A 17188-nucleotide genomic window follows, 5' to 3' on the forward strand; every position below is an offset into this window, starting at 1 on the left:
TAAATGATAGATTTAGCAGGTGTGATTTGTTAATTAAAATAAAAACTTTGTAATTGATTTAAAAAATAGCAAGATTTTAAAAGCAATACAAGAGAGATGTTTTAAAGAATTTGGGTAATGTAACTAGGTTTAATAGATATATGCTTTTAAAACAAGGTTTTACAAATCCAAATTCACAAGATGAAGTTTTATATGATGATATTAAATCAATAACATAGATTGATATAAAGGTTTATATCAATCTGGATATAAATTTTAAATAAAATTTACCAAGAAGCTTTTTTATAAAGACTATATATTTTTTAAAAAAGTATTTTTAAACCAAAGTTTTTACTATGATAATAAAACCTATCATTTAAGAAATTAAACTTAAAAAATGAAAATTTGATTATCAAAATTCCTAGTGATTTTTCAAAGCTTTAGAAAATATTATAAAGTATGATAATAGCTCACATAGTATAATTAGTTTTATCTATGAAAAAGATTTATACCTAATATATAATTTAGGTGTAAAATAAATTATTATTATGGTTGTTTATATAATATACAAAAAGCTATTTTTGAAAATATAAAAACTCTTTTTTAATATTTTGAATATAATTTGCCAAAAAAACACTCGGGAGTAAAAAATAAATGGTGGATTTAGCAGGACTCGAACCTGCGACCAACCGGTTATGAGCCGGTTGCTCTAACCAACTGAGCTATAAATCCGCCAGAAGTTAAAATAAAAATGTTATTATATCTTTATTTCCTTAATTTAAATTTAGAATTTTATTTTTACCGCTTTTTCTATTGCTAAATATCTAAAGGTTATTAAATTTTGTAAAATTCCAAAGAAAATCATAAAAGTAGCAAAAGAACTCCCCCCATGACTAAAAAATGGCATAGGTATACCAACAACAGGAGCAAAACCTATGGTCATTGATATATTTACCGCTACGTATATAAAAATAAACAAAGCAATGCAATTTGTCACCACTCTTGTAAAATAATCATCTTTGAGCTTATAATTTAAACTCAATAAGTGAAAAATGAGTAAGGTGTAAAGCAGTATGATTACAACCGCACCGATAAAACCAAATCTTTCAGATAAATATGCAAAGATAAAATCACTCGTAGAAATAGGTAAAAATTTAAAATGTGTTTGTGTGGCTTCATCTGCTTTTTTTCCACTCAAACCACCACTTCCTATTGCAATGATGGATTGTTTTACATGGTAACTTGGCTCTTCAGCTAAGAAATCATGAATTCTTTGTTTTTGATAAGGTTTTAAAAAATCACTATAAATAATAGGCGAAGCTATAGCTATAGCTAAAAAAATACTAAGCCAAATTTTATAATTTACTCCTATGATAAAAAGCGTTCCAAAGCCTACTATTAAAAGCACTAAAGCTGTTCCTAAATCAGGTTCTCCTGCTATAAGTAAAAATGGGAGTAAAATATAAAAACTTAGCTTTAAAAATTGTTTTAAACCATAGCCATTATGCGGTGGTGGATTTTGATAAATCAAATAAGCTAGCATTAAAATAAAAGAGGGTTTGAAAATTTCAGAAGGCTGTATGGTAAAATGTGTAAAAGGTATCTCAAGCCATCTTCTAGCTCCAAGTTTTTCAACACCAAAAATATCCACACTCAAAAGCAAAGCTATATTAATCCAATATAGTACAGGTATAAGCCACATCAATCTTCTTAAAGGTAAAAAGAAAAAAAATGCAAATCCTGCAAAACCTACTAAAGTATAGATAAATTGCTTTTCGGCTAAGCGTGTATTTGCTTCATAAATTAAAAGAAAAGATATAGCTATGATAGGTAACACTAAAAGAGGTTGAACAAAATCAAAATGCGTTAGAATTCTTCTATCAAGTTTTATCAAAGCTAACCTTTTTTACAAAATATTGTGTAATTATATGCTAAAATTGCAAATTTTATCACAAGGAAATATAATATGCTAAAAATTTCATCACTTTGTGAAGAAAGATTGGATATTTTTTTATCAGATATACTTAAACAAAGTCGTTCGCAAGTTGCTAAACTAATCAAAGAAAATTGCATATATATTAATGAAAAATTAGAAAATAAAAGTTCTAAAAAAATAAAACAAAAAGATGAAATAAGTATTTTTTTACCTTTAGTAAAAGAAGCTAAAGAAAGCTACACGCCTGAGTTTGATATAGAAATTTTATATGAAGATGATGATGTTTTAGTTTTAAACAAAGCTCCTAATGTTGTCGTACATGGTGCAAGTAGTGTTAAAGAAGCGACTTTGGTGGATTGGCTTTTGCATAAGGGCTATGCTTTATCAAATTTAAATGGAGAGCATAGAGCAGGGCTTGTGCATAGACTTGATAAAGGCACAAGTGGAGCTATCATCATAGCTAAAAACAATCAAGCACATCAATTTTTAGCAAATCAGCTTTTAGATAAAAGTATGGGAAGATTTTATCTTGCTTTGAGTGACTTGCCTTTGAAAAATGATAAAATGAGTAATGAAAAAGCCATTATGCGTTGTCCTAATAATAGGCTTAAAAAAATTACTACAAATACCAAAAATCCTTTAGCAAAAAATGCAAAAACAGATTTTATAAATTTATTAAGTGCTAAAAACTGCTCTTTAATAGCTGCTAAATTATATACAGGAAGAACCCATCAAATCAGGGTGCATTTGGCAGATTTTAATCGCTATATTTTAGGAGATGAATTATACGGATATAAAGGAAAAATAAAGTATAATAGAGTAATGCTTCATGCGTATTTGATTTATTTTATTCATCCTAGGACTAAAGAGTTAATGTTTATAAAAGCTCCTATGTTTGATGATTTTTATCAAATTTTAAAAGAAAATTTTACACAAGGAGAGATAGATGAAAAAACTTCACTGGATTATCTTAAGTTCTGCTTTGGCTTTTAGTGCTTGTAGTACAACTATGAGTTCGCCTCAAATTGCTCAAGTAAGCGATACTTTACCAAAAATTTCAAATATTAAAAGTATAAGTGATATTACAAGCATAGCTTTTGAATGGGAACCTTTGTATGATCAAAATATAGCAGGCTATTACATTTATAGAGCAAATGCAGCTGGTGCACCTATGGAGCTTATAGCAAAAATTAAAAATAAATTTCAGACTCATTATACTGATACAAATTTAGAGCCAAATACAAGATATTATTATTCTATGAAAACTTTTAATGAGCTTGGGCAAGTTTCTCAAGATGGTGTAAGCATAGAAGCTTTTACCAATAGAGTGATTGATCCAGTGCCTTTTGTGCAAGCTATTGTGGGTTTGCCAAATCGTGTAAAAATAGTTTGGAGACCACACCCTGATGTAAGAGTAAATTCATACATCATTGAGCGTGCAAATATGAAAGATATGAAATTTAAAGAATTAACTAGGGTTAAAAATCGCTTAAGTGCTGAATATATAGATGATTCACTAAAGCCTGATGAGAGTTTTCAATATAGAATCATAGCTTTAACTTATGATGGTATTAAAAGTACTCCAAGTAAAATAGTAGAATCAACCACCAAAGCACTTCCTCCTATGGTAAGTAATTTACAAGCAAGTAAAGACGCGCCAAGAAAAATCATTTTAACTTGGAATAAAATTGACTATGCTGATTTTGCTTATTATAAAATTTATTCTAGTTCAACCACCTTTTTACCTTTTAGCGTGGTAGCTAAAACTTCTGAAAATACTTATGAAGATGTAGTTAAAGGCGTGGCTGAAAAAAGATATTATAAAGTGAGTATGGTCGATAAAGATGGCTTGGAAAGTCCTATAGCAAGTGAGCCTGTAGAAGGTATTACCTTAGGGGCACCATTAGCACCAAGTATTATTTTATGTGCTGTTGAAGATGATGGTATTAGAGTTGAATGGGTTGATAATGATGATAGAGCTAAAGAATACATAGTTAAACGAAGTGGAGGTGGAAGTAATGCTGTGTTTAAAGAGATTAAATCTAAACAATTAAAAGACATCACAGCTGTTCCTGGAAAAGTATATAGTTATGAAGTTATAGCTATTGATGCAAATGGTATAGAATCAAAAGCTTCTGATAAATTTACAGCGGTGAAGTAATGCCAAATTTTAAGTGTAAAATTCTAAAAGAAATTCAACTTCCTTTTGAAAAAGATGGGGTTGAATTCTTATGGCTTGCTAAAGGTGAAAATGTAGACTTGCTTTTTACGCGTATAAAGCAAGAAAACTTTTTTTTGCAGATTAAAAAAGATGAAAAAAAACAAGAATGGCTTATTAAAGGTGAAAAACACACTAAGCCTTCGCAAATTGGATATTTGCAAAAAGCTTTACTTGTGTTTAAAGAAAATTTCACTCAAGATGTAGTTTGTGAAGCTGTGGCGTTAAAACATACAAGGTTAATCCAAAAAACACCTTTAATTGCCAATGATTTAAAAGAATTACTAGAGCAAATAAAAAACAAAAAGCAAATTTTTATTGAAATAGGCTTTGGAAGTGGTAGGCATTTGCTTTATCAAGCAAGATTAAATCCTGACGTGTTAATAATTGGTATAGAAATTTACACCCCTGCGTTAGAGCAAGTAGCTAAACTTGCCTTAAGTGAAAACTTAAATAATGTTTTATTAATAGAAACTGATGCAAGATTATTATTAAGCGTACTTGAATCTAATCTAGTAGATAAAATCTTTTTGCATTTTCCTGTCCCTTGGGATAAAAAGCCTCACCGTAGGGTAGTGGGGTTAAATTTTGCAAATGAATGTGCTAGAGTTTTAAAAGAAAATGGACAATTTGAACTAAGAACGGATAGCTTTTTGTATTTTGATTTTACTTTGGAAACTTTTTTAACTTTTTCACATTTAAAAGCTTTAATCAAAAAAAATGAAAATTTAGAAATTTCAAGCAAATACGAAGATCGCTGGAAAAGACAAAATAAAGATATATATGATTTAATCATTAGTGGTTTTAGCAAGAGTGAAAGCTTAAGCAAGGATCAAAAATTTGTCATTGAAGATTTAAGATTAAACGCAGAAGAATTAGCTTGTATAAAAAAGAATTTTAAAAATGAAGTTTTTAAAGGTGAGGATTTTTTCTTGCATTTTGAAAAAATGTACATTAAAGATGACGAGCTTATCATTAAAATAGCTTTTGGTGCTTTTTATAAGCCCGAGCATGTTTATATAGCTTTAAACGCACAAAAGATAGAATTTATTTTTGAGCAGCCTTTTAAAACTAAAGAAAATTTAAAAGCTATAGAAAAATTAAGAGAAATATTGTATTCTTATATTAAATAATAATGATTTAAATAATTATCAAACAAATGATAAGGAAAAAGCAGTGATGATAGAAGCCAAAAAGCTTTGTCTTGGTTATGATGAGCTTGTTATAGAAAATGCTAGTTTTTCGCTAAAAGATAATGATTTTGTTTTTATCACAGGAAAAAGTGGTAGTGGAAAATCAACTTTGTTGAAATCTTTTTATGGGGATTTGGAGCCAATAAGTGGAAATTTAAAGGTTTGCAATAATGATTTAGTGGATATTTCTAATGCTGAGCTTTTACAGCTTAGGCAAAAAATAGGAATTATTTTTCAAGATTATCGTTTAGTTCAAGAATTTAGTGTAGAAAAAAATGTAATGCTACCTTTGATGATTAAAGGTTATAGTAAGAATGTATGCAAAGAACAAGCCGCAAAGCTTTTAAAGCATGTAAATTTAACTTTCAAAGCTGATAAGAAGCCAGCTCAGCTTTCAGGTGGAGAGCAACAACGCGTGGCTATGGCAAGAGCTTTAGCACATAATCCAAATTTACTCTTATGTGATGAACCAACTGGAAATTTGGATGAGTATTCTTCAGATATTATATGGACTTTATTAAAATCAGCTAGAGAAATACTTGGAACTTGTGTGGTGGTTGTTACGCATAGAATTCCTACTAATTTAAGACTTGATTATCGTCGTTTTAATATAGAAAATGGGAGAATGAATGAAATCTTTTAAAAATCATCTTTCTTTGATATTTGCTTTAATGGTAATGATGTTTGCTTTTGAGTTTTTAATCATTACAAACAAAACTATAGAGCATTATGAAAAACTTTTAAATAAAGATTATAATATTATTTTAGTAGGTAAAACTCATTTGGATAAAAAAAGCATAGAGGATCAAGTAAATCATTTTCAGTCTTTAGAAATTTTAAATCCAAATGAAATGATAGATAGACTTAAAAATGATATATCAGCTAAAAATATAGAAGTTTTAAAGGCTACATTGCCAAAATTTTATACTTTAAAACTCAATAAACTTTTATCAGAAGATGAACTAAATACTTTAAAAGATAAGCTTTTAAAAAATCCTAATATTACTAGAGTAGAGACTTTTGCTAAAACGCATACAAAAATTTATAAACTTTTGGTTTTAGTGAAATTTTTATTATGGTTTTTCTTGTTTATTATAATATTGCTTAGCTTTGTATTATTGCTTAAGCAAATGAAAATTTGGCTTTTTGAGCATACTCAAAGAGTAGAAATCATGTGTTTACTTGGAGCACCGTTTTGGTTTAGATCTTTTATGCTTTATAAGATTGTTTTTACTGATTGTTTTATAGCATTTTTATTGCTTGTATTATTTTTTACCCAAGTTTATGATCTTGAATCCATTAAACTAGCCTTACAAAGTGTGGACATTAGCTTACCTAAAATAAGTATTTTCACACATTTGTTTTTGATTTTTTTAGCAATGCTTTGTGTTTGTTTTGCTTGTGTGAATTTTGTAATGTTTAAGGTTAGAAAATGAAAAAATGCTTTTTGCTTTTTTTGTTTTCTTTTTCTGTTTTATTTGCAAATGAAATTGCACAAAAACAAAAAGATATTAAAGAAAATGAGCGCATAGTAAAGCAACTTTCTAAAAAGTTAGAGGATTTAGCAGGTGAAATTTTAGATAATGAAAAAAATCTAAAAAAAATTGCTTCAGAAATTAGCACTTTAACTTCGAAAACTTCTAAACTTGAAAGCTCAGTAAAAACTCAAATAAAAGCGCTAGAGCAACTCAATGCGCAAAATAAAGATCTTTTGCAAAATAAAAACAAAATAGAAGGGAAGATTATTGATTTAATTGCTAAAGATTTTGCTTATGATTTGGCAATTCCTAAAAATTATATTGAAAGTGAAGATAGTATCATAGCTTTAGAATTAGTTGGGGTTTTGGATAAAATTTTCAAAGAAGAATTTTATCAAATTTCAAAAGATTATGAAAATATAAGTAAAAAAATAGAAGAAAAACAAACTCAAATTACCACAATCAATAATAATTTAAAAGCCTATAAAGATCAAATCGATGAGCTTAAAAATCTTAGAAAAAAGCAAGAACAAGAAATAGCTAAGCAAAAAACAGATAAAGAAATTTATACTAGAAAACTTTCTAATTTACAAGCCCAACAACAAGAATTGAGAAAAACACTTAATAAATTAAAAATTATTAAAGAAAAAGAAGAAGAAAAATTAGCACAAAAAAAAGAAGATAAAAAACCAAGCTCAAATGTTAAACAAGTAGGCTCAAGTTATCAAACAAGCAGTGTTAAACGCTATAGCGGTCCTAAGACAATCGCTCCTTTAGAATCTTACACGGTAAAGCAAAAATTTGGAAATTATGTTGATCCTATTTATAATATTAAAATTTATAATGAAAATGTGGTTTTAAAAAGCGACAGTGCTAATGCTGCAGTAAGAAATGTCTTAGATGGTAAAGTAGTTTTTGCAAAAGCAACTCCAACTTTAAAACAAGTTGTGATTGTTGAAAATAAAGATGGTATACATACTATTTATGCGCATTTAGATAAAATTGCACCTGGTGTTAAAGTGGGTAGAAATATCAAAAAAGGTTATATTATAGGTAGGGTTGAAAGTGATTTAACTTTTGAAGTAACGCAAAAGAATTTTCATATCAATCCTTTAGAGATGATTAAATAAATTAGTTTTTTTTAATGCGAATTTTGATATAGTTTCAAATCAAAGGAGAAATTTAATGAACAATAAAAGAAAAAGAGTATTGGTTAAATTTTCTGGAGAAGCTTTGGCTGGAGAAAATGGGTTTGGTATAGAAAATTCTATTTTAAAATACATAGCTTCTGAAATAAAAAGCTTGATTAATGAAAATGTTGAAGTAGGTATAGTAATAGGCGGTGGAAATATCATTAGAGGGGTATCTGCTGCAAGAGATGGACTTATAAAAAGAACAAGTGGTGATCATATGGGTATGCTTGCTACTGTGATTAATTCTATAGCTATGCAAGAAGCATTAGAAAGCGCTGGACTTGATGTAAGGGTTCAAAGTGCTATTCAAATGGAAGCATTCTGTGAAACTTATATCATGAGAAGAGCACATAGACACTTAGAAAAAGGACGTATAGTTATTTTTGCTTGTGGTACGGGTAATCCTTATTTTACTACAGATACTGCTGCGACTTTAAGAGCGGTAGAAATTCAAGCAGATATGATCATTAAAGCAACTAAGGTAGATGGAATTTATGATAAAGATCCTAAAAAATATGATGATGCAATTATGCTTAATGAGTTAAGCTATGAAAGAGCTTTGCATGATAATATTAAAGTTATGGATGATACTGCAATAGCCTTAGCTAAAGATAATGCTTTACCTATTGTGGTATGTAATATGTTTAAAGAAGGAAATTTATTAAAAATCATCCAAGGCGATATGAGTTTATGCTCTATTGTTAAAAATCAAGATTAAGGATAAAAATGAGAGTAGAACAAATAGCTGCAAAAGCATTAAAAAAACTAAAAGATGATAGATATAAACTAGCTCTTGTAGTAGCTAAAAGAGCTGAAGAGCTTGCAAATGGTGCAGAACCTTTAGTAAATTTAGATAAGAATAAATACAAATATACCGACATTGCTTTACATGAAATAGCAGAAGATAAAATCGTTTTAGAGGGATTTATTGAAGCTAGTAAATGATGAGTTATTGTTAGATAAACTTGTTGATGATGTTAAAAATTGTAAGGATTTACAAAGAGCAAAAGAAATCCTTTTTATGGTCTTTCCACAATCTGCTGTTTTAGAAAAAGCAGTAGATTTTTGTATCCAAAAACACGAAGGACAATTTAGAAAAAGCGGAGAACCATATGCAGTTCATCCTATATTAGTGGCTTCTTTTGTGGCTTTTTTAAGTCCAGTGCAGTCTATGATCATAGCTGCATTATTACATGATGTGTTAGAAGATACAAATTGCAATGAAGAAGAATTGAGTTTAAATTTTGGTGAAGAAGTCACCAAATTGGTTCAAGGCTTAACCAAAATAGTCAGTATTAGAGAAGATCATCTTACACGCTCTAATTCTAATGAAAAACTTGCAAAATCTGCTTTGACTTTTAGAAATATGCTTTTAGCTGGTGTTGAAGATGTGAGCGTGCTTGTAATAAAGCTTTGTGATAGATTGCACAATATGCTTACTTTAAATTTTTTAAGAGAAGATAAACAAAAAAGAATCAGCGAAGAAACCTTGGTGGTATATGCGCCTATAGCTCATAGACTTGGAATTTCAAGTATAAAAAATTTGCTCGAGGATTTAAGTTTTAAGTTTTTATTGCCTGATGAATATGCACAAATTGATAATTATATAAATGCAAAAGATCAACAAATTCAACTTGGATTTAATGAATTTATCTCAAAAATAGAAATGTTATTTTTGGAAAATGGGTTTAGACAAGGTAGTTTTGTTATACACAAAAGAATTAAACATAATTATTCTATTTATTTAAAAATGCAAAGAAAAGGTGTAGGACTTGATGAAGTTTTAGACCTTTTGGGTGTAAGAATTTTGGTTGAAAAAGTTTATGATTGTTATTTGGCTTTAGGAATTTTACATACACATTTTAATCCTTTAATTTCAAGATTTAAAGATTATATAGCTTTGCCAAAACAAAATGGTTATCAAACCTTACATACAACGCTTTTTGATGCAAAAAATATCATAGAAGCTCAAATTCGCACCTTTGATATGCATAAGACTGCTGAATTTGGTGTGGCAGCGCATTGGAAATATAAAGAAGGAAATATAACAACACCAAATTTAGATTGGCTTGCAGATATTTCTATGCATGGTAAAGAAGATGGCAATGCTGTGCAAGATTGTGATGCTATCGAACTTTATGAATATGCAAAAGATAGTTTATATATAGAAGATATAGCAGTATATTCTCCAAAGGGTGAAATTTTTACTTTGCCGCGCGGGGCTACGGCTTTGGACTTTGCTTATGAAGTTCACACCAAAGTAGGACTTCATGCAAAAACTGCGTTTGTTAACCGCATGAGAGTACCACTTTTAACCGTGCTTAAAAATGGAGATATAGTTAGCATTGAAACTTCCGAAGAAGAATTTTTTAGATGTTCATGGATAGATAGCGTTAAAACAGGAAAGGCTAGAGCTAGTATAAGAGATTTTTGCAAGCAAAAGAAAAAAGAATTAAATAACAAAATTGCTGTTAATCTTTTATCTACTGTTTTTAATAAAGATTCTAAACTTATAGAAGAATGGCTTGAAAAAGAAAATTTTAATAAAAAGCTAAGACAAATTGCTTTGGATTTTAATTATTTTAAAGATGTAATTATTGCTCTAAGAAAATATATGGGGCAAAATCAAGCAGCTAAATTTGAACAAAATGAGCAAAAATTTGAAAGCATAGTGATTGGTTCTAATTATAAAATAACCACGATTAATTTTGATTATTGTTGTAGGCCTAAAAGAGGAGATGAAATTATTGCTTTTAGGCATTCAACTGGAGCAACGATACACCATAAGCTTTGTGAACAAGCAATGAAAATGATAGAAGATAACAAAGAAATGGTTTTTGTTTTTTGGAATGATAGTTCGATAAAAAGTTACAAAATCATCGTTTCTATAGAAAATAAAAAAGGTTCTTTAGCAGATTTTCTAACTACTTTAGCTAAAATGCAGATTAATGTTTTAAGTATTAACTCAGCTGATTCAGAGCCAGTCGTTGCAAACTATTTTGAAGTACAAGTTGAGTTACCTAATAATATAGATCTTGAGAATGCAAAAGAAAGATTAAAATCTAGATATAAAATTTTAGATTTTACATCTTTAAATGATGCATATAATAATCACTAAAAAAGGTTTTTTATGGATATTAATGAAATTATTAAAGAAATTAAACGAGGAATAGCAGAAATTATTGATGAAGAAAGATTAGTTTCTTTAGTAAAAAATTACTATGAAAAAGGTGAAAATTTTTTTGTAAAGGCTGGTTTTGATCCTACGGCTGCTGATTTGCATTTGGGTCATACTGTGGTTTTGAGCAAAATGGCTTTGCTTCAAAAGCATGGGGCTATAGTGCAGTTTTTAATAGGTGATTTTACTGCTCAAATAGGTGATCCAACAGGAAAAAGTGCTACAAGAAAAAAACTTGACAAAGAAGAAGTACTTAAAAATGCTAAAACTTATGAAGAACAAGTTTTTAAGATTTTAGATCCAAATAAAACTCAAATTCATTTTAATTCTAAATGGCTAAATGAGCTTGGTACTGCTGGTATAGTAGAGCTTACTTCGACTTTTAGTGTTGCTAGAATGCTTGAAAGAGATGATTTTACTAAGCGTTTTAAAGAGCAAAGTCCTATATCAATTTGTGAGTTTTTATATCCGCTTTTGCAAGGTTATGACAGTGTTGCATTAAAAAGTGATATAGAAATGGGTGGAACGGATCAAAAATTTAATCTTTTAATGGGTAGACAGCTTCAAAGAGTATATAATTGTCAAAAAGAACAAGCGGTAATGATGATGCCATTGCTTGAAGGCCTTGATGGTGTAAATAAAATGAGTAAAAGCTTGGGAAATTATATTGGTGTAACTGAAAATGCCAAAGATATGTATGCTAAAGTTTTGAGTATAAGTGATGAATTGATGTTTAGATATTATGAACTTTTAAGTGAAAAAAGCCTAAATGAAATTTCACAAATAAAAGATGATATTAAAAATGGCTCATTGCATCCTAAAAAAGCTAAAGAAAATTTAGCTTTAGAAATTACTGCGCGTTTTCACTCAAGCGAGTGTGCTTTAAAAGCTAAGGAAGAATTTGACAAAGTCCATAGCGCAAAAGAACTTCCTAGTGATATGCCAAGTTTTACTTTAGAAGGTAGTATTTGGCTTGCAAAAGCTATAGTAGAGTGTAAAATGGAAAGTTCTACTTCAGCTGCTAGAAGATTGATTAATTCAAATGCAGTAAGTGTTAATGGAGAAAAAGTTCAAGATGAACAATTCCAACTAGAAAGCGGTGAATATATTTTACAAGTTGGAAAAAGAAAATTTGCAAAATTAAAGGTAATATGATGAGTTTTAAAGCTTTAAAAATTGGAAAGCATGAGATAAAATATCCTATTTTTCAAGGTGGCATGGGACTTGGTATAAGTTGGGACAAACTTGCTTCTGCAGTTTCTTTAAATGGTGGATTAGGGATTATTTCTTCGGTAGGAACTGGATATTATGAAAATAGAACGCATATAGATAAAGAGTTCAATGCAAAGCCTTATGGTAGTGATAATTTTTACTCAAAAGCAGGCTTAAAAGCTTTGATAGATAATGCTAGAAAGGTTTGTAAAGATGCACCTTTAGGCTGTAATATTTTATATGCAAGTAATAATTATGCGCAAATTGCTCGTAATGCTTGTGAGGTTGGTTTTAATGTGATAGTTTCAGGAGCAGGGCTTCCTACAAATTTGCCTGAATTTACACAAGATTATCCTGATGTTGCTTTGGTGCCTATTGTATCATCGGCTAAGGCTTTAAAAATTATCTGCAAAAGATGGCAAAGCAGATACAATCGCTTGCCTGATGCGGTTATAGTTGAAGGACCAAAAAGCGGTGGACATCAGGGTTTTACTTATGAGCAATGTTTAATGGATGAATATCAGTTAGAAAATGTAGTACCACAAGTTGCGCAAGAAATTAAAAACTGGGGAGATATACCATTAATCGCCGCGGGTGGAATTTGGGATAAGCAAGATATAGAAAAAATGATGTCTTTAGGAGCAAGTGGCGTTCAAATGGGAACTCGATTTATAGGAACTTTTGAATGCGATGCTAGTGATGATTTTAAGCAAGTATTGCTAGATTGTAAAAAAGAAGATATTGAGCTTTTAAAATCTCCAGTTGGCTATCCTGCAAGAGGGGTAAGAACTAATCTTTTAAATTTAGTAGATAAAAGAATGGGGCCAAAAATTTCTTGTGTGAGCAATTGTGTTGCACCATGCGGTAGAGGCAAGGAAGCTACTAAGGTGGGTTATTGTATAGCAGATAGATTATATGATGCTTGGAGCGGTAAAAAAGAAACAGGCTTATTTTTTACAGGAGCTAATGGATATAGACTAGATAAGCTTATTAGTGTAGAAGAGCTAATGAAAAAATTAGTTAATGGCGAAGATGCTTAGAATATTTTTTATTTTTTTATTATTTTGTTTTAGTGTTTTTGCTAATGCAGAAGTTAAGAAATTTGATCAAAATTTTTTAACTTCTAATTCAGAAGAAAAACTACAATTACACCAGCAATTAAAATCTTTGTATATACAAAGTGTGATTAATGATAATAATGAAGAAAAAAATGAGATTTTAAAAAGATTAATCATAAGTTCAAATTCTTTAGGCTTTGATGATAAAGCTTATGTGCAAGAGCTTAAAGAAAGCGGAGTAAGTGAAGAAGAAATTTCACGTTTAAAAAATGCTTTAAAAGTTATACAAGATCAAAAAATAAAAAAAGAACAAACAAAAATTGAAACTAATACCACATTACCTATTAATAAAAAAGAAGATAAAAAAGAAGATAAAAAAGAAGATAAAAAAGAAGATAAAAAAGAAGATAAAAAAACTCCGGTGCAAAAAGAGCTTTTTGTACTTGATGTAAAGAAATCAGACAATGGTATCTTACTTGATTTAAGTGAAAAAATCAGCCAAAAAGACATTAAAAACTTTACTCTCAAAGGTGATAAAAATTTTCGTTATGTCGCAGATTTTGATGGGATTTTAAAAGGACCTAAGAGAACTTTTGAATTTAAAGATTTTGATATTATCGTATCGCAATTTAACCCAACAAGTATGCGTTTGGTCTTAAGTTCAAAAAAAGAATTAAAGATCAAAATAGAGCTTAAAGATCAAAGTCTTTTTATGGGGCTTGAAAAAGTAGAAAAAAAAGAAGAACCCAAACCTATAGTTAAAAAACAAGAAGAAGCTAAAAAAACAGGAGTAAAAAAAGAAGTTGTTAAAAATGAGCCTTTATACATTTTAAAATCAAGTAAAGATAAAAATGGTGTTAATTTAAAATTAAACAATGATATTGATATTGAAGATATTAAAATCAATTCTTTTAAAGATGGTAAAACATATCGTTCTATTGTAAGCTTTGAAGCTATTTTAGAAGGCGATAGAAAAAAAATCGATATCAATAAAAATCAATCCATCACAATAGTGCAGTTTAATAAAACTACAGTAAGAGTTGTTTTAAATTCTACTAGTGATTTTAAAACTAATCTTGATTTAGACGATGAGGAATTATTTATAGGCTTTGAAAAAAAGGTCAAGAAAGCACCGACAAAAACTACTTCAAAAACGGCAAAAGCTACCGTTAAAAAATCAGGTAAAATCATAGTAATTGACCCAGGTCATGGAGGTAAAGATCCAGGTACTTTGGGTGATAAGGGTGTTAGAGAAAAAGATGTAGTTTTAAGCGTGGCTTTAAAACTTGGTAATGAGCTTAAAAAACGCGGATATAGAATTTATTATACTAGAAGTACAGATAAATTTATAAACTTAAGAGATAGAACCTCTATGGCTAATGAAAAAATGGCGGATTTATTTATTTCTATCCATGCAAATGCAGCTCCAAATAAACAAAGAGCTAAAACTTTACAAGGTATTGAAACCTTCTTTTTATCGCCTGCAAGAAGCGAAAGAAGTAAAAAAGCTGCTGAGTTGGAAAATCAATCCGATTTTGAAGAGATGAATTTCTTTTCAAAACAAACCTTTTTAAATTTTTTAAACCGTGAAAAAATCGTTGCTTCAAATAAATTAGCTATTGATGTTCAAAAAAAGATTTTAAGTAATGTAAGAAAAAAATATAAAGTTGTGGATGGTGGAGTTAGAGAAGCTCCATTTTGGGTTTTAGTGGGTGCGCAAATGCCTGCTATATTGATTGAGACAGGTTATATTAGTCATCCTAGTGAAAGAAATAGATTAACAAATAAAAATTTCCAAGAATTATTAGCTATTGGTATTGCTAATGGCATAGAGAGTTATTTTTATAAAAATCAATGAAAAAAGCAAATATTATCATTAAAAACAATGCGCCTTTTTCTTTAGATTTTGATGATTATTATTTTAATTCTAGCGATGGTTTAAGCGAGAGTGAATTTATCTACACTAATGTTTTTGAATTTCAAACAAAACAAACTATCATTGCAGAGCTTGGTTTTGGTATAGGTTTAAATTTTTTCCTCACTTTAAAGCGTTTTATAAAAGAAAAAAAAGAAAATCAAAGACTATTTTATCTTAGTTTTGAAAATTTTTATATAGAAAAAGAAACATTAAGAGAAATTTATAAAAATCTTGGTTTTTATGGGGAATTTAAAGAGCTTTTAGAGCAGTTTTTAAAATTTTATCCCCCATGTAAAGATGGAGTTTATAGATTTTATTTTCAAGATTGTTTTTTAGATTTGGTATTTGGTGATGCTAAAGAAAAGTTGCAAAATTTAGACTTTAAAGCTGATGTTTGGTATTTAGATGGTTTTACCCCTGCTAAAAATCAAGAGATGTTTGATGAGGATATTATAAACAAAGTTGCTAAAAATTCAAAAATAAATGCCAAGGTTTTAACCTTTTCCTCTGCAAGCATTTTAAAAAAAGCTTTAATTAAAAATAATTTTCAAGTACAAAAAATCAAAGGTTTTAGAAAAAGAGAAATGATACAGGCTGTTTTTAATGGCCTTGAGTTTGAAGATAAATTTGCTTATTTTAACACTCCAAGTTTAAAAAAAGAGATACAAAAAATAGCCATCATCGGAGCAGGTATAGCCGGAGCTAGTATAGCTTATGAGCTTTCTTTAAGAAATGTTCAAGTAGATGTTTTTGAAAAAGAAAATTCATTAGGAAAAGGTGCTTCTGGAAATATCAATGGAATTTTAAGCTCTTTGATTTTAAAACCTGATGTTTTATTGGGTGAGTTTTCACAATATGCTTTTTTAGAAGCAAGTAGATTTTATAGACAAATTTTAGATTTAATTCCACAAGGGGTTTATGAATTTGCTCATAATGAACTTATGCAAGAGCGTTTTGATAGTCAAAAAGATAATGTTTTATTTGAAATTATCAACAATCAAGCCTTTTTAAAAGATGGAGCTTGCATAAAACCTCAAGAGCTTGTGAAAATGCTTTTACAAAAAAGCAAGGCTAGAGTATTTTTTGAGCATGAATTTAAAGATTATTCTTATAAAAATGAGAAATTTTCTTTACAATTTAGCAATCAAAAAACATTAAAAGATTATGATGTGTTAATTTATGCTCAAGGTGCTGATGTTAAGAATTTCTTAGAATATAAATACATGAAATTAAGCAGTGTTAGAGGTCAATGTACTCATTTAAAACCATTTTTAAAAAATTCTCATGCTTTATCTTCAAAAGGCTATATTTGTCCTATCAATGAAGAATTAAATTTGCAACTTATTGGTGCAAGTTATGATAGATTTAATCAAGATACAACGCTTTCTAAAAAAGATGATTTGCAAAATATTGAGAATATAAAAGAATTTTTGCATGTTGAAAATTTAGAAATTATGGGTGGAAAAGTAGGATTTAGATCATATTCTAGTGATAGATTTGCCATAATAGGTCAAGCCTATGATGAAAATTTTTATATGCAAAGTTATAAGGCGCTTTTATGGCATAAAAATAAAAGTCAAGTAGCACCAAATGATTTTATTCCTTTGTATTTTTCTATTGCTCATGGATCTAGAGCTTTTGCTAGTGCTATTATTGGAGCTAGAATACTTAGCGCATTAATCTTTGATGAGCCAAAAATAGAAAAAGATTTTTTACATGCTACTCATCCTGCAAGATTTTTAATCAGAATGTTAAAAAAGGGAAAAATTTTATAATAAGTAGTTTTTTTGTCTGAAATGCTATTAGCTATATTGTAAAAATATAA

General features: G+C 29.0%; 14 protein-coding genes and 1 tRNA gene. 13 read left to right on the forward strand and 2 right to left on the reverse strand.

Annotated elements, in window-relative coordinates; genetic code table 11:
- Nucleotides 1-634 precede the first annotated feature (634 nt).
- Nucleotides 635-711, reverse strand: a tRNA-Ile gene (locus CAMP5118_RS05810).
- 52 nt (nucleotides 712-763) lie between these two features.
- Nucleotides 764-1873 carry an FtsW/RodA/SpoVE family cell cycle protein gene (locus tag CAMP5118_RS05815; RefSeq protein ID WP_214118031.1) on the reverse strand — a complete coding sequence of 370 codons (1110 nt, stop codon included), beginning with the start codon at nucleotides 1871-1873 and terminating at the stop codon, nucleotides 764-766.
- A gap of 72 nt (nucleotides 1874-1945) precedes the next feature.
- Between CAMP5118_RS05815 and CAMP5118_RS05820 the strand changes: the two genes are divergently transcribed.
- From CAMP5118_RS05820 to mnmC, 13 genes are read left to right on the forward strand one after another with little or no spacing between them, the layout of a single operon-like run.
- The gene (locus tag CAMP5118_RS05820; RefSeq protein WP_263691642.1) at nucleotides 1946-2908 is read left to right on the forward strand and encodes an RluA family pseudouridine synthase; all 963 of its coding nucleotides are present in this window, start codon (nucleotides 1946-1948) and stop codon (nucleotides 2906-2908) included.
- Nucleotides 2862-4076 (forward strand): fibronectin type III domain-containing protein, encoded by a 1215-nt coding sequence (locus CAMP5118_RS05825; protein ID WP_337216836.1) that lies wholly within the window; start codon nucleotides 2862-2864, stop codon nucleotides 4074-4076. The genes CAMP5118_RS05820 and CAMP5118_RS05825 overlap by 47 nt, the downstream gene beginning before the upstream one ends.
- Complete coding sequence (gene trmB / locus CAMP5118_RS05830) at nucleotides 4076-5266, forward strand: tRNA (guanosine(46)-N7)-methyltransferase TrmB (RefSeq protein WP_337216837.1); 1191 nt, start codon at nucleotides 4076-4078, stop codon at nucleotides 5264-5266. The genes CAMP5118_RS05825 and trmB overlap by 1 nt, the downstream gene beginning before the upstream one ends.
- A gap of 46 nt (nucleotides 5267-5312) precedes the next feature.
- Nucleotides 5313-5969: a cell division ATP-binding protein FtsE gene (locus CAMP5118_RS05835; protein WP_337216838.1), complete on the forward strand. Its 657-nt coding sequence runs from the start codon at nucleotides 5313-5315 to the stop codon at nucleotides 5967-5969.
- Nucleotides 5956-6762 carry an ABC transporter permease gene (locus CAMP5118_RS05840; RefSeq protein WP_337216839.1) on the forward strand — a complete coding sequence of 269 codons (807 nt, stop codon included), beginning with the start codon at nucleotides 5956-5958 and terminating at the stop codon, nucleotides 6760-6762. The genes CAMP5118_RS05835 and CAMP5118_RS05840 overlap by 14 nt, the downstream gene beginning before the upstream one ends.
- Nucleotides 6759-7934 (forward strand): murein hydrolase activator EnvC family protein, encoded by a 1176-nt coding sequence (locus tag CAMP5118_RS05845; RefSeq protein ID WP_337216840.1) that lies wholly within the window; start codon nucleotides 6759-6761, stop codon nucleotides 7932-7934. The genes CAMP5118_RS05840 and CAMP5118_RS05845 overlap by 4 nt, the downstream gene beginning before the upstream one ends.
- A gap of 55 nt (nucleotides 7935-7989) precedes the next feature.
- On the forward strand, nucleotides 7990-8715 hold the full coding sequence (gene pyrH / locus CAMP5118_RS05850) for a UMP kinase (RefSeq protein WP_039628219.1): 726 nt from the start codon (nucleotides 7990-7992) through the stop codon (nucleotides 8713-8715).
- Nucleotides 8716-8723: 8 nt separating this feature from the next.
- Nucleotides 8724-8942, forward strand: a complete 219-nt coding sequence (locus tag CAMP5118_RS05855) for a DNA-directed RNA polymerase subunit omega (RefSeq protein ID WP_039618002.1) — start codon at nucleotides 8724-8726, stop codon at nucleotides 8940-8942.
- The gene (locus CAMP5118_RS05860) at nucleotides 8926-11115 is read left to right on the forward strand and encodes a RelA/SpoT family protein (RefSeq protein ID WP_263707356.1); all 2190 of its coding nucleotides are present in this window, start codon (nucleotides 8926-8928) and stop codon (nucleotides 11113-11115) included. The genes CAMP5118_RS05855 and CAMP5118_RS05860 overlap by 17 nt, the downstream gene beginning before the upstream one ends.
- A gap of 12 nt (nucleotides 11116-11127) precedes the next feature.
- A complete protein-coding gene (gene tyrS, locus CAMP5118_RS05865) occupies nucleotides 11128-12330 on the forward strand; it encodes a tyrosine--tRNA ligase (RefSeq protein WP_337216841.1) in 1203 nt (400 codons plus the stop codon).
- A complete protein-coding gene (locus CAMP5118_RS05870) occupies nucleotides 12330-13427 on the forward strand; it encodes a nitronate monooxygenase (RefSeq protein WP_039628221.1) in 1098 nt (365 codons plus the stop codon). Before tyrS ends, CAMP5118_RS05870 begins: the two co-directional genes overlap by 1 nt.
- Complete coding sequence (locus CAMP5118_RS05875; protein WP_442863233.1) at nucleotides 13420-15303, forward strand: N-acetylmuramoyl-L-alanine amidase; 1884 nt, start codon at nucleotides 13420-13422, stop codon at nucleotides 15301-15303. The genes CAMP5118_RS05870 and CAMP5118_RS05875 overlap by 8 nt, the downstream gene beginning before the upstream one ends.
- Nucleotides 15300-17138 carry a bifunctional tRNA (5-methylaminomethyl-2-thiouridine)(34)-methyltransferase MnmD/FAD-dependent 5-carboxymethylaminomethyl-2-thiouridine(34) oxidoreductase MnmC gene (mnmC, locus tag CAMP5118_RS05880; protein ID WP_337216843.1) on the forward strand — a complete coding sequence of 613 codons (1839 nt, stop codon included), beginning with the start codon at nucleotides 15300-15302 and terminating at the stop codon, nucleotides 17136-17138. The genes CAMP5118_RS05875 and mnmC overlap by 4 nt, the downstream gene beginning before the upstream one ends.
- Nucleotides 17139-17188 lie beyond the last annotated feature (50 nt).

Origin of the sequence: Campylobacter sp. LMG 7929 (assembly GCF_024723595.1) — a bacterium.
Taxonomy (GTDB): domain Bacteria; phylum Campylobacterota; class Campylobacteria; order Campylobacterales; family Campylobacteraceae; genus Campylobacter_D.